Raw genomic sequence first — 13,722 nt, 5'->3', positions numbered from 1 at the left:
ATCCCCTTTATCGCTTGCCATGGCAAGCGGTAAAGGGGATGCTTTGTTTTTAAGCTGGCGACCCTGAACACCCAGATCGACGCTTGAAGAATCGGGAGCATTAAGGCAGAATGAGATAGATGCTACTATAGATGATCAGCAACGGAGTGTTTGGTTAGAGGTGGATGCCGGGCGTTTTGATGAAAGGGGAATGACAATGAGCGGAATTGCCGGAACACCGGAGCCGCCGTATTATGCGGTGATATTTACATCAGAGCGGACGCCGGGTGATCTTGGTTATGGCGATATGGCCGATGAAATGGTAAAGCTTGCTGCACAGCAGCCGGGATTCCTTGGTGTGGAAAGCGCCCGGGAGGGTACAGGAATTACCGTGTCTTACTGGGAAACACTCGAGGCGATCCGGCAATGGAAGCAGAACGAGCGCCATCTGATGGCCCAGAAGGAGGGGCAGTCGGTCTGGTACAGCCGTTACAAGACGAGGATTTGTTTAGTCGAACGGGACTACGGATTTGAGGCATAGTTCTGCCGTTCGGTCTTAAATCGCTTCGGCTTGCTCAAGCATGCGTTGCTTCGCATGCTTGTTTGTTATTTCGGTGATAGCAGAGCTGTATAAAGCACTGATGGCACAGGACCGTCCGGTATGCATCGCTGCTGTGGCAGAAGACACAGCGGAGTTCGGGGGATTCCTTTATGCTTGCTGAAAGCAGCGGGCATTATATCCACCATGACGAGCCGGAAATTATCGTGCGGGAGATTAAGCTTAGAATGCGGAATTTGGGAAAGGTGGACGCACATGATGGATGTAAGAACGGAATTGTGGCAAGACCTGCAACGAATCGAAGCTGAAGAATATAGGCTCCGTGAGGGGGAGTCAGCACAGCATTTTATCTCCAGCATGCTGGAATACATCGGCGATCCTGACCCGGAGCTGCGGGACGGGCTGATTTATCCTGTTTTTTATATGTGGATTCATAAAGAGCCCAGATTTACCGATGCTGAGCTGAGCTCATTGCTGGCTGTACTACTGGACGATTCGCATTTATTTCATGGCATCGGCAGCACGGACGGGAACAGTGTATTTACGCGTGCCTTCTCGGTGCTGCCGGTTGCCTTGATTCTGGAGCGCCACAGACTGCAGCCCTTCCTGACGGAGGGGGAATGGCACGGGGTGAAAGACGCGCTGCTCCGTTACTACCGTGAAGAGAAGGATTACCGCGGTTATGACGCGGAATACGGGTGGGCGCATGCGCCGGCCCATGCGGCCGATGCGCTGAACAAGCTGGTGCTCTGCCCCGAATGCGATGCCGCAGTGGAGCTTGAGGTGCTGGATGCCTTAGGCGGGATGCTGCAGAACGGAGTACATATCTTCAGTGAAGAAGAGGACGAGCGGATCGCTACTGTAATAGATTCGGTAATTGTCCGTGGCCTAATGGCAATCGGGAGTATGATTGAATGGGTGAAAAGGCTTGCGGAATGCGGCAGCCGGCCAAGAAGCCGCGCCGCCGACATCAACCGGATCAACTGCAAGAATATGGTGCGCTGTCTGGTTGTCCGCAGGGAAGAAGGGGGATATGACCGCAGGCTTATGCATGCGCTGAGGTCAGCCGAATGTAAGCTGAACCCCTTTGCGGCGAAGGCCTGACACTTTAACTTCCGCCGTGCAGGCATTTTATTCACAGTGTTCCGATAGCCCGGTTTGGTATAATATAGGAAGCAATGGGTATTATCTTATTCTGAATCATCAGGAGGATTTCCGAATGCCATTTCAAAAGAACGATATCATTCTATTTCAGGGTGACAGCATCACCGACTGCGGCCGTAATTATGCTGACCCGGCTTCGCTTGGTACAGGCTATGCAATGATGGTTGCCGCTCAGCTGGGACTGAAATATCCCGGGAAGAAATTGAGTTTCTATAACCGCGGAATTAACGGCAACCGCGCCGTTGATCTGCAGAACCGCTGGGAGAAGGATTGTCTTGCGCTGAAGCCGGACTGGGTTTCAATATATATCGGGATTAACGACACCTGGCGCTGGTATGATTCCGGACTGGAGACGACAGCCGCCGAGTTTGAAGCGTCCTACCGTGACCTGGCGGAGCGTACCCGGCAGACTCTGAACGCGAAGCTGGTTTTTGTGGAGCCGTTTGTGCTGCCGGTACCGGAGGACCGCAAGCATTGGCGCGCTGACCTTGATCCCAAGATTCACGTGGTGCGTGAGCTGGCCCGCGAATATGGCGCCGTGCTTGTTCCCCTGGACGGGCTGTTCGCGCAGGCCTCGGTCAAGGCCGAGCCGGCTTTCTGGGCGGGGGACGGCGTACATCCTTCCGCTGCCGGACATGCCCTTATTACCGAGGCCTGGCTGAAGGCGGTTGGCGCAGCGGACTGATCCCTGTCTGCGGCAAGCAAGTCACCTGCTGCGCATAATGCCCATCGTACCGATTCGTGTATCTTCAGCGAATCGGTTGTTTGTTTCAGCAAGGTTTTATCTGAAGGTGACTAACGATGATCGGGAGGTGGGATTATTAGGCGATATCTATGGCCTATGCCTATATTACTGCTGGCAGTGCTGCTTGGCGGCTGCGGACGTTCGTTCGGGCATATCAATGCCGGCTGGCTGAAGCAGGTTGATCTGGTCTACGAGGAGATAGAAGGGCAAAGGGACAAAGCCCCGTTTGAGCGCAATAGCTATACAGATCCTGCGTTCTTGAAGCAGCTGGCGGACGCCATGAATTCCAGCAGCAGGCTCAGCGGCGAGCTCGATTACGGTGTGGAGTTCCGCATGAAGCTGACTTATGGCGACGGCTATACGGAGGATTACATCCTGAACCTGGGGCAGGCCTCCGGAAACCCCGGATTGCTGGTCGCTGAGAGCAAGAGCTCCGAAGGCTATTCTATTCCCGTTAAGAAGGCGGATAAGCTGCGTGCGTTGGTATATTCTGATGCCGAAGCGGAGGCGGAGCAATTGGCAGCCGTTATTGCGGAAGGACCGGTAACGTTATCCCGCAATGAGCTGTATACATGGACCGGCAGGCGGGAGTATTTGAATCTTCAGCTTTGGAAGGGTAGCTACAGTGAGGATTGGACCACACCATCGCCACTGGGCGGCAGGCAATGGCGCGGGCAGTTCAAGCTGACGGTAACGGATGATACGGGCACGAGCTTATCCAGCTATGATTTTAATGGGGCACCCTATGAAGAGCTGAGCTTCGACAGTCCGTTTCCCGTTCAGTTTGGTGATTACAACAGTGACGGATATCCCGATTTCACAATCGGCCAGTATGCATCAAGCAACGGATATGAGTATAAGCTCTTCACACTCAGGAACAATGTGGTGGAAGAGCTAACCGTCAAGCAGCATCCCTGGTTGTTTATCAGCGGCGGCGAAGGGCGGTATTCCGTCAGGCTGCAGAATGTCTCCGGAGGATTCGCGGCCAGTCATTATGATAATTCTCTGGGACAAACAGTCAGGGAAATATTCGCTTGGAACGGTGAAGAATTTGCGGAAACCGGGCAGTAGAGAGGCCTGCAATCATATAAATAAGGGGAGGGGATTCATTGCTGCGCAAGATTGCTGTCATTTCTGATATCCATGGCAATGCCCCGGCGCTGGAAGCGGTACTGCAAGATATCGGTTTACACGGCGTGGAACGGATAGTAAATCTCGGGGATAGCCTGTTCGGACCGGTAGATCCGCAGGGGACGGCTGCTCTGCTAATGGAGCGCCAGGAGCTGGTGAATATTATGGGCAACTGCGACGAGCATCTGCTGCTGCCGGAGAGCAGCTCCCTAACCTACAGGCAAGTGAGACCGTTGCTTGGCGATGCCGAGCTGTCATGGATCCGTAGCCACCGCAAGACGTGGAGCCATCAAGGGCTGATGCTGTGCCATGGTACACCTTGGGACAATTCCAGTTATTTGCTCGAGGAAGTTCTGCCCGGAGGAGAGGTGAGGGTGAAGCCGCCGGAGCAATTGGAGCAGGAGCTGCACACAATAGAAGAAAAGATTGTATGCTGCGGTCATAGTCATGTATTCCGGCAGGTAATGCTGCCTGGCGGCCGAAGCGTTGTCAATGCGGGGAGTGTCGGGCTGCCCGCCTATGAAGAGGAACAACCCCATTATCATGTCATGGAATCAGGGACTCCTCAGGCCAGCTATTGCCTGTTTACACATAGCGGCACCGCTGCCGGTTGGACTGCCGGACAGATCCTGGTAAGCTATGATTGGGAACGTGCAGCATGGGCTGCCGAGCGGAACGGGAGAGAAGATTATGCGGTTGCAATCAGGACTGGGCGGACCCGCGGAGCAGTCCGGTAATCGCATGACAGAATAGAGTGGTATGAAGACGTAAACTATACTGTTGAATGAGGAAGTGCAGCGATGACCAGTGAGAACGCGGAGGATTTACAGGGGCTGAAGGCGGTAGGCCGGCTGGTGGGGCACACCATCGCCGAGATGAAGCGGCAGGTCAAGCCGGGCATGACCACTGCCGAGCTGGACCGGATCGGGGCGAAGATTCTGAAGGATCAGGGAGCGAAATCGGCTCCGAAGGTTACGTATAATTTCCCGGGCTATACCTGCATCAGCATTAATGAGGAGGTAGCGCATGGCATCCCGGGCAAGCGGGTCATTCAGCCCGGGGATTTGATTAATATTGACGTATCCGCTGAACTGAACGGATATTTCGGCGACTCCGGCGTATCCTTTCAGCTTCCTCCGTACAATGAGAAGCTGGTGCGGCTGTGCCGCAGCACGGAAGAGACGATGATGAGCGTCATCCGCCATCTCCGTTCCGGGATGAAGGTCAGTGAAATCGGGCGGGTCATGGAATTGGAGGCGAACCGGCGCGGCTACAAGGTGGTACGCAATTTATGCAGCCATGGGATCGGCCGGGCACTGCACGAGCGTCCGTTCGAGATTTTACCGTTTTATCATCCGCGCTCCACGGAAGTGCTTCAAGAGGGCCAGGTCATTACCATTGAGCCGTTTCTCTCCACCGGTGCCGTATTTGTGGAGCAGCAGGCGGATGGCTGGACGCTGAGTGTGGAGGATCACAGCCGGGTGGCCCAGTATGAGCATACGATTATTGTGACAAGCGGCGAACCGGTGATCTTGACCAGTGCATAGCTCTGCTTGCAGCAAGAGGGGATGAAGCATGAGGATTGCATTGGTGCTTTTTGACGGAGTGACCTTTCTGGATTTCGCCGGATTTTATGATGTGATTTACCGACTGCGGCAGTTTCCGGCAGGGCGGGAGCTGGAATGGGAGATATGCGGCATTGCGGAGCAAGTGACGGATGAAATGGGCCTTATTGTCCGTATTAACAAGGTGAAGCCGGATTTGTCCGCATATGACCTGGTCTTTGTACCCGGCGGCCTCGGCACGCGCAAGCTGCGCTATGATGAGAATTTCATCGGATGGCTGCGCCAGGCCGGGCAGGTGCGCTATAAAGTCTCGGTATGCACCGGCTCGTTATTGCTGGGGGCGGCAGGCCTGCTGGCGGGACGCAGCGCGACCACACATCCGTCGGCATACGGGCTGCTGGAGCCATATTGTGCTCAGGTAGTACAGACGCGCATTGTTCATGACGGGAATGTAATTACAGGTGGCGGCGTTTCGACCTCGATTGATTTGGGATTGTATATGATCTCCCTGCTGGCCGGCGATGAAGCGCTCCGGTCCGTCAAGCAGCAGATTGATTATCCTTACGATATTCAAGGCATATTTCATCAGCCGTTGACAAACGGATGAAATGTAACTATCATTGTTGCATCATTATTTCAGCTTGTACGCATAGGCTTAAAGGAGACACAGCCATGAACATCAGTACCCGGTTTGCGGTGGCTATTCATATCTTGACCCTGATTGACAGCAACAAGGACGGCAAAAGCACCTCGGAATGGATAGCCGCCAGCGTCAACACCAATCCCGTCGTCATCCGGCGGATTACAGGGATGCTTCATAAAGCGGGCTTGGTGGATGTGCGGCCCGGCGTCGCGGGAGCCAAGCTGACGCGCAGCAGCTCGGCAATTACATTGCTGGACATTTATAAGGCGGTCAATGCCGTTGAAGAAGGCTCGCTGTTTGCCGTGCATGAGCATCCCAATCCGGCCTGCCCGGTAGGACGGAATATCGCAGGAGCGATCATTCCGGTGTTCACCTTGGCGCAAACGGCGATGGAGGATGTACTGAAGGGCGTCACCCTGGATCAGATTGTCGGCACGCTGCCGGCTCTGGAGCAGTCACAGCAAGCCGATTTCAAGTAAGCTTAAGCTTCCATTTATGTATTTTTAAGGTTTGAGGTGTATAATGTAATTCTCCACCCCCAGTGGATGTATTTAACGGGCTTTGCCGTCCCCTCGGCAGAGCCCATTTGTATTTTATGGGCCCTGCCGGCTGGCGGCGGGGTCCTCTTTTTACCGGTATAGTACCTGAATGAGCTTCATGCAAAAGCTTTACTTTGTGAGGTGTATTGCACGCTGTCTGCTTCTTTTACACGAAATTCCAGCCGGAGTAGACTGTCAGTAGAACGGCGGGCAGCCTAAAGGAAGTGCCTGTAGGTGCTGAGCAAATCTGGCGAATAGGGAGCAATTCAGTAAAGGGGCCCCGGGGGCAGACGTTATTGCAATGGACCCGCAGTGCGGGAATGCGCGAGCGATCAGAGTCTATGAGAAAAATGGCTTTGTGCGCAAACACCTGCTCAAGGCCCGTGAATGGCATGAAGGGGAATTCCGCGATTGTTGGCTGATGGAATATCTGGATGGTAAATCATTTTGAAGGAGACGATCGCAGTTATGAAAAATCATCCCATACTCATCCTGGCGGCAAGTCTGATTCTGGGGATCTCGTTTGTCTGGGGCTGCCGGATTGTAAGCTCGGAGAGAAGAGCCGGCAATGAGGAAATGATGCAGGCCATGATATCGCAGATGCAGCTCACAGCACAGCGGCAGGAGACTGTACAAGAGGATGATGACAGTCCTGTCCTGACGCTGGCGGAGGCCGGGGCTTTGCTCCGTCTGACCGGGGATCAGGTGCTGAACATTATCAAGGCGGAGAGTTCAATCCTGAGCAATAATGGAGTATATGTCGGGGAGAGATTGCCGTACATAAAGGTTGATGACCAGTTTCTGATTAACCGCGAATTGTTGATGAGCTGGCTGAGCAAGGCAACCTTGGAGAATCGGGTATACAGCGGCACCACGCGTTTGCAGTAATTTGTTTCTGCCAGTATAGCGTTAGAGCTACAGCCATGAGTTGTACTCCCTGTACAATTTCAAAAGAACCGGACTAGTACCTTGACCGCATCAAATCGTAGCTACGCACCATCTATTTGCGAGCAAGGCTGGAGACGTCTGCACCTGCAGCCCTTTTCCGTGAACAGGCGGACAAACAGCACAGTCCGGCTAAAAAATTTTATTGTAGTCGAAAAACCGACTACTTTACTCTGTCGCGAGGGTAAACAGGTCGATTGTAGTCGAAAAATCGACCACAATGCGCTATCTCAAGGGTAAACGGGCCGATTGTAGTCGAAAAACCGACCACAATGGGCTGCAGTTAAGGTAGACAGGGCAAACATAGGCGAAAAATCGACCATAATCCACAAACCAAGCTCACCTAACGAAAAGAAGGACAATACCTTAAAGTTCTCAGGTTGCTCTTGTTTAGGGTTAGTGGAAAATCGCCATCTAATTTCACCTGTACGTTAGTGTTTGCAACGCCGAATTGGCTGCTTAGAACGGCTCCAGCAAGAAGTGACTGCGTGGGATGTGAAACGAAACGAGGCTCAGAAATCGGTGCAATGGCACTTTATAATGAGCAAGCTAGAGGGAATTGAAGCACTTATCCCTGGAATTTGAATTGGTCAAGGTACTAGAGCTATATTTCCGCACTTAATAATTTGTAATTGACGAACTTATTATATGCAGCTATAATAAAGTTAGTTAATATGTAACAGGTTATGTTACAGCTGTGCATGGAATTAAATACAGCTGTTTAAACTAAGCGGAAATGGATAGTATTCGAAACGGACATTGGACCAGGAGGGGATTGTAATGGAGGCAACGGCCACCTTGCACCGCGATATTGAGCTCGGCACGGTGCAGATCAGAGTTAGCCAGTTGGAGCGTTCATTGGAATTTTATGAACAGGTAGTTGGTTTGCAGCTGTTGCGCCGGGAGGGGCATGAAGCTGAACTGACGGCGGACGGCAAGACGGCGCTTCTTATATTGCGGGAAATTCCGGATGCGCAGACGCTGCGCAAGAATTCGGCGTCGGGGTTGTATCACTTTGCGATTCTGGTGCCGGACCGGCCGAGTCTGGGTCTGGTGCTGCGCAATCTGATCGAATCGGGCATTGATATCGGACAGGGGGATCATGCAGTTAGTGAAGCGCTGTATATTCAGGACCCGGATAACAACGGCATTGAACTGTACCGGGACCGCCCGCGCGACACCTGGCAGCATGATGAGCAGGGAAATCTGATCATGAACACCGATCCGGTGGATGTGGAAGGGCTGCTGGCGGCTTCCGAAGGCCTGGAATGGAACGGACTGCCTGCCGGAACGGTTATCGGGCATGTTCATTTCCACGTCGGTGATCTGGAGGAGGCTGCGAAGTTCTATGTGAAGGTGCTGGGCTTTCAGCCGACAACCCGTTACGGCAATTCCGCGTTGTTCATCTCGGCGGGCGGTTACCATCATCACATGGGGCTGAACGTATGGGCTGGACACGGCGCACCTGCAGCTTCTCCTAATGCACCGGGGATTGATTATTATACACTGGTGGTGCCGGACCGTGCTGAGCTTGAGGCGGTAGTGGGGCGTGTACGCAGCGCAGGCTACCGGGTGGAAGCGTCCGGTGATGAGACCATACTGTATGACCCGTGGAATATCGGTACCAGAATAATCGCTAAGACAAATTGAGTGCTAACATTGAACCGGGGGGAACGAGCGATGAGAATAGCTGTTATTGGAGCAGGCGGCAAGGCAGGGAACGAAATTACAGCGGAAGCATTAAACCGCGGGCATGAGGTAACGGCCATTGTCCGTGACGCAGCCAAAGTGAAGGATAGCCGGGCTGCAATCCTGGTCAAGGACATTTTTGCTTTGACCTCCGCAGACCTGCAGCCCTTCGATGTAGTGGTCAATGCGTTCGGTGCGCCATTCGGGCAGGAGCATCTGCATGTGGATGCCGGGAATGTGCTGATTGATGCGCTTAAGAACACTCCGGATACACGGTTAATCGTGGTTGGCGGCGCCGGCAGTCTTTACACCGACGAGACTCGTTCGCAGAAGGTGGCTGAAGCTCCCGGGTTTCCGGACTTTGTGAAGCCGACAGCCCTGAACCAGGCGCGGAATCTGGAGATTCTCCAAGGCACCTCAGGCCTCAAATGGACGTTTGTCAGTCCTTCGGCGACCTTCGCTGAAGGTGAACGCAAAGGCGCTTATGCCGCAGGCAAGGATCAGCTGCTGTTCAACTCCAAGGGTGAAAGCTACGTCAGCTATGCTGATTACGCGATTGCCATTGTAGACGAGATCGAGCGTCCGCAGCATATCGGAGAGCGGTTTACAGTAGTATCGGAATCCTGAACCGGAATCCTGATATCACAGGAATGAACACGGAAGGCAGGCCGGATGATCCGGCTGGGCCTTCCATTTTGCTTTTTCTGCCGCCGCGGCGGGCTGATGCCGGATTAAAGCCGGATTAAAGCTGCTGTTTTGCCACTCTGTGCAGAATTAAGCTATAATCTTCAATAAATAGTTGATGGAGATGATGGGGTTGGAGACATTTTTGGCGGTACTGTTGCTGCTGGTATTAATTGCAGTATCGAATATCGTGCACCGGTTCATCCCGTTTGTACCGATTCCGCTGATCCAGATCGGGCTGGGTATTGTAGCTGCGCTCGTGCCGACGGGCATACATATGGAATTTGAACCTGAGCTATTCTTCATATTATTTATCGCACCGCTGCTCTATAATGACGGGAAGCGGACGCCGCGCGATGAACTGTGGAATTTAAGGGCACCGATCCTGCTCCTTGCGCTGGGCCTAGTATTTGTAACCGTACTGGTCGCAGGGTATGCCATCCACTGGATGATCCCTTCCATTCCGCTGGCTGCGGCTTTTGCACTTGCCGCCATTCTCTCGCCGACGGATGCGGTCGCGGTCGGCTCGCTGGCCGGGCGGGTGCATCTGCCGGGCAGTATCCACCGGATTCTGGAGGGCGAGTCGCTGATGAACGACGCTTCCGGGCTGGTCGCTTTCAAGTTCGCCATTGCGGCGATGGTGACCGGAGCGTTCTCGCTGCCGCAGGCCACGCTGAGCTTCATTCTGATTGCCGTCGGGGGCCTTCTGCTGGGGGCGGTGCTGTCCTTCCTGCTGATCCGGCTCGGGGTGTTTATCCGCAGGCTCGGCATGGAGGATGTCACCGTGCATGTGCTTCTGCAAATCTTGACGCCGTTTCTGATTTATCTGATCAGCGAGGAGATCGGCGTATCCGGTATCCTGGCGGTTGTAGCCGGAGGCATTGTCTATGCGGTCGAGAAGGACCGGGCGGTATCTCCACAGTACAAGCTGCAGCTGGTATCGGCCAGTACCTGGTCGGTGCTGCTGTTTATCCTGAACGGATTGGTCTTCCTGATTCTCGGGGTATCGGTTCCTGACGTTGTTGAGGTTATCTACCATGATGAATCCTTGAGCAACTTCACCGTAACCGGGTATGTACTGGCGATAACGGCGCTCCTGATTGCAATCCGCTTCCTCTGGGTCTATGCTTACTCATTCTTTGAGAGCCGGCGGCGGAGGACAGCGCGTGCTCCGCTGAAATCGCAGCTGATTACCTCCATCTCCGGTGTACGCGGCGCGGTGACCTTGGCCGGGGCGTTCTCGATCCCGCTGGTGCTCGGCGACGGCTCTCCGTTCCCGGAGCGGGACCTCATTATTGCTTTGGCGGCCGGCGTTATCCTGATGTCGCTGGTCATCGCCAGTGTCTTTCTGCCGCTTCTCGCGGGTAAAGCGGAAGCGGCGGGAACTCAGAGCAAGGAGCTGGCTGCCCGATCCGTGGTTATTGATGCAGGCATGAGCATGCTGCGGGGGCTGGTCGCAGATTCGCCCGGCGGCGGTACTCAGCCGGCGCTGCTGGAATTCACCGACAAGATTGACCGGCTGTGTGCACCCAAGACGGAGAACGATATCGCCGCGGAACGCTTCCGCAAGCTTGGCATGGAAGCGCGCCTGAATGGGCTCGAGGCGGAACGGACAGAGCTGCGGCGGCTCCTTGAGGAAGGGCGGATCGAAGCGCCGGTGGCCGTCAAGCTGGAGGAGATGCTCGATCACACCGAGTCCATACTCTGCCGGAGGTTCGATACGCAGGTTAAGTTCTCCCTGACAGAGCTCCAGCGCCTGTTCTCCGGACTCTTCACGGTCCGCTCCGGCGGTGAGATCAGCAGGGAGGCCGTCCAGCAGGCCGAGAGCGCCCGCAAGGCGAAGATTGCGATGTGCCAGGCCGCAGCTTCGGCAGTCGGCGCCGGGATGAGCGGAGAGAACCGCCTGGCCGCCCAGCGTGTCATCGACAAGTACGAGCGGCTTGAGTCCCGGCTGGAGCAGGGGGAAGGCTGGAGCAAGGATGGAGTGATTGACGACCGTAAGCTGGAGCTGAAGCTGCAGGCCATTCAGGAGCAGCGGGACAAGGTCCAGGAGATGTATCAGGAAGGCACGATCAATCTGCGAATCGCCGGAAGGCTCCGCCGCTTCGTGGACCAGCTGGAAACATCGATTTGGGAGGATTAATATGGGAGAAGCCCGTGCTGCGGCGCTGTTATTTGTAGAGCTTGGGGAAGAACATCTGCAGGAGACAGTGGATATTTACAACTATTATGTACAGAATACAACTGTCTCGTTCCATACGGAGCCGCTGGAGGCGTCTGAAATGCGCGCTTCCGTGTTAAGCGGAGACACGCGCTTCCGGTCCTATGCCATTGTGCAGGACGGGGACATGCTCGGCTACGTGCTGATTGCCAGACACAAGAACAAGCAGGCCTACGACACCTCCGGCGAGATCAGTATTTACTTGAAGCCGGACCAGGCGGGCCAGGGAATCGGCGGGAAAGCGCTGGATTTCATCGAGCGGCAGGCTTCGGAGCTCGGCTTCCATGTGCTGGTGGCAACTGTCTGCGCGGACAATGAGCCCAGCCGCCGCCTGTTTCAGCGGCATGGCTATGAGCAAAGCGCCTTGTTCAAGGAAATCGGCTACAAGTTCGGCGCATGGCTGGATATTGCCAGCTATCAGAAGATACTGGCTTGATAACCGCTACATATGAAATGTCAAAAGCCCGCCTGCAGAAGGAGTAATCCTCGCCAGGCGGGCTTTCGTGTGATATCTCGCAGGAACAGACACCATCATATTCGGACGGTGTGACTGTTCCTTCCAGTCCGCTAAGGACGCTTCCGGACGAATGCTTGCGTCCTGTTATTCATTTTCAACCGGTCCTCCGCCTGAACATCTGCCCCAGCACCTCACTGAGCACAAGTCCAGCGGCAATCGCTCCGGACAGAAGGAGCGCCTGTACGCCATATTGAATCGCCTGGTTATTGTCGCTTTCCACAAAATTGCGCATCGCGTCATAGGCCAGGCCGCCGGGAACCATGGGAATGATGCCGCCGACGCTGAAGATGATAACCGGCATCTTGAAGGAACGGGCAAAGATCTGGCTGATGACACCGACGACAACGGTGGCGGCAAAGGTGGAGATCACCGTACCCCACTCGCGCTCCAGCTCCCAATACAGCACCCAGCCGATCATGCCGGCAATGCCGCACTGGAAAAGCGCCCGGCGCGGCGCATTGAACAGAATGCAGAAGGCAGCGGCCGCAAAAAAGCTAGTGATAAGCTGCAATATCATGAAGGCTTGACCTCTTTCACTTGATTATAGAATCGACAGCACCAGACCGATGCCTGTCCCGATTGCAAAGGCGGTCAGAAACGCGTCGGCGCCCTTGGACAGCCCGGAGACGAGATGCCCGGCCATCAGGTCGCGGACAGCGTTCGTAATGAGCAGGCCCGGAACGAGCGGCATCACCGATCCGATGATAATCTTATCCATTTCGCGGCCGATACCGTACTTGACGGAGAAGAAGGCAGAGAGACCGATGAGGAATGAGGCGGTAAATTCCGCGAAGAAACGGATCTGTACCAGCCGGTGCAGGTAGCCTGCAACCGCAAAGCCGAGACCGGACACAAACAGTGCAGGCAAGGCATCCCACAGGCTGCCCTTGAACATGACGGTGAAGCAGGCACCGGTGACGGCAGCAGCAGCGATTTGCATCCAGGCTGGATAGGCATGGGCGGCATCGTCCACCTGGCCCAGACGCTCCCGGGCCTCGGCCATCGTGAGCTGTCGTTCGCTCAGCCGGCGCGAGATATCGTTCACCTCCGATACCTTCTGGAGGTCAGTGGTCCGCTCGGCGATCCGGAACAGCTTCACCGGCTCGGTCCGGCTGGTTGTGAACATGATGACGGTCGGCGTCACATAGCTGTGCGCACCCGGAAAGCCGAGCGCGGCCGCCATACGCGACATCGTGTCCTCCACCCGGTAGGTTTCCGCGCCGCTCTGCAGCATAATTTTGCCGGCCAGCAAGCAGAGATCGGTAATGTCATGCGCGGAAGTATTGCTAAAGGTGCTTGGGCTTTCCAACTTCTTTTGATCCTCCCCTGAAATGTCATATA

The 13,722-nt window shown here is 54.8% G+C and carries 15 protein-coding genes; 13 read left to right on the top strand and 2 right to left on the bottom strand.

Features of this window, described 5'->3' with window-relative positions; all coding sequences use genetic code 11:
- Positions 1–196 precede the first annotated feature (196 nt).
- The 13 genes from F1379_RS09225 (at position 197) to F1379_RS09165 (ending at position 12,300) form a co-directional block, all read left to right on the top strand.
- On the top strand, positions 197–520 hold the full coding sequence (locus tag F1379_RS09225) for an antibiotic biosynthesis monooxygenase family protein (RefSeq protein WP_150268735.1): 324 nt from the start codon (positions 197–199) through the stop codon (positions 518–520).
- Between the two features lie 273 nt (positions 521–793).
- Entirely contained in the window at positions 794–1,642 is an 849-nt protein-coding gene (locus tag F1379_RS09220) for a DUF2785 domain-containing protein (RefSeq protein WP_162551109.1), read from the top strand.
- Between the two features lie 115 nt (positions 1,643–1,757).
- Positions 1,758–2,387, top strand: coding sequence for an SGNH/GDSL hydrolase family protein (locus F1379_RS09215; protein ID WP_150268731.1), 630 nt, complete (start codon positions 1,758–1,760; stop codon positions 2,385–2,387).
- A 156-nt stretch (positions 2,388–2,543) separates the two neighbouring features.
- The gene (locus tag F1379_RS09210; RefSeq protein ID WP_150268729.1) at positions 2,544–3,518 is read left to right on the top strand and encodes a hypothetical protein; all 975 of its coding nucleotides are present in this window, start codon (positions 2,544–2,546) and stop codon (positions 3,516–3,518) included.
- 38 nt (positions 3,519–3,556) lie between these two features.
- Positions 3,557–4,315 carry a metallophosphoesterase family protein gene (locus F1379_RS09205; protein ID WP_150268727.1) on the top strand — a complete coding sequence of 253 codons (759 nt, stop codon included), beginning with the start codon at positions 3,557–3,559 and terminating at the stop codon, positions 4,313–4,315.
- Positions 4,316–4,378: 63 nt separating this feature from the next.
- Positions 4,379–5,125, top strand: a complete 747-nt coding sequence (gene map, locus F1379_RS09200) for a type I methionyl aminopeptidase (protein ID WP_150268725.1) — start codon at positions 4,379–4,381, stop codon at positions 5,123–5,125.
- Positions 5,126–5,153: 28 nt separating this feature from the next.
- Positions 5,154–5,750 (top strand): DJ-1/PfpI family protein, encoded by a 597-nt coding sequence (locus F1379_RS09195; RefSeq protein ID WP_150268721.1) that lies wholly within the window; start codon positions 5,154–5,156, stop codon positions 5,748–5,750.
- A 65-nt stretch (positions 5,751–5,815) separates the two neighbouring features.
- On the top strand, positions 5,816–6,265 hold the full coding sequence (locus tag F1379_RS09190; RefSeq protein WP_150268719.1) for an Rrf2 family transcriptional regulator: 450 nt from the start codon (positions 5,816–5,818) through the stop codon (positions 6,263–6,265).
- A 528-nt stretch (positions 6,266–6,793) separates the two neighbouring features.
- Positions 6,794–7,213, top strand: a complete 420-nt coding sequence (locus F1379_RS09185; protein ID WP_150268716.1) for a hypothetical protein — start codon at positions 6,794–6,796, stop codon at positions 7,211–7,213.
- 837 nt (positions 7,214–8,050) lie between these two features.
- Positions 8,051–8,920 carry a VOC family protein gene (locus tag F1379_RS09180; RefSeq protein ID WP_150268714.1) on the top strand — a complete coding sequence of 290 codons (870 nt, stop codon included), beginning with the start codon at positions 8,051–8,053 and terminating at the stop codon, positions 8,918–8,920.
- Between the two features lie 30 nt (positions 8,921–8,950).
- Complete coding sequence (locus tag F1379_RS09175) at positions 8,951–9,586, top strand: NAD(P)-dependent oxidoreductase (protein ID WP_150268712.1); 636 nt, start codon at positions 8,951–8,953, stop codon at positions 9,584–9,586.
- A gap of 190 nt (positions 9,587–9,776) precedes the next feature.
- Positions 9,777–11,786: a Na+/H+ antiporter gene (locus tag F1379_RS09170; RefSeq protein ID WP_150268710.1), complete on the top strand. Its 2,010-nt coding sequence runs from the start codon at positions 9,777–9,779 to the stop codon at positions 11,784–11,786.
- A gap of 1 nt (position 11,787) precedes the next feature.
- Positions 11,788–12,300: a GNAT family N-acetyltransferase gene (locus F1379_RS09165; RefSeq protein WP_150268708.1), complete on the top strand. Its 513-nt coding sequence runs from the start codon at positions 11,788–11,790 to the stop codon at positions 12,298–12,300.
- A gap of 175 nt (positions 12,301–12,475) precedes the next feature.
- On the opposite strand, the gene F1379_RS09160 is transcribed toward F1379_RS09165, so the two are convergent.
- Positions 12,476–12,898, bottom strand: coding sequence for a threonine/serine exporter family protein (locus F1379_RS09160; protein WP_150268706.1), 423 nt, complete (start codon positions 12,896–12,898; stop codon positions 12,476–12,478).
- A 24-nt stretch (positions 12,899–12,922) separates the two neighbouring features.
- The gene (locus tag F1379_RS09155) at positions 12,923–13,690 is read right to left on the bottom strand and encodes a threonine/serine exporter family protein (RefSeq protein WP_150268704.1); all 768 of its coding nucleotides are present in this window, start codon (positions 13,688–13,690) and stop codon (positions 12,923–12,925) included.
- Between the last annotated feature and the right edge of the window lie 32 nt (positions 13,691–13,722).

It is taken from the genome of Paenibacillus tepidiphilus (assembly GCF_008635795.1).
Classification (GTDB): Bacteria; Bacillota; Bacilli; order Paenibacillales; family Paenibacillaceae; genus Paenibacillus_AQ; species Paenibacillus_AQ tepidiphilus.
The sequence above is the reverse complement of the archived record's forward strand: the minus strand, read 5'-3'. Positions and strand labels throughout refer to the sequence as shown.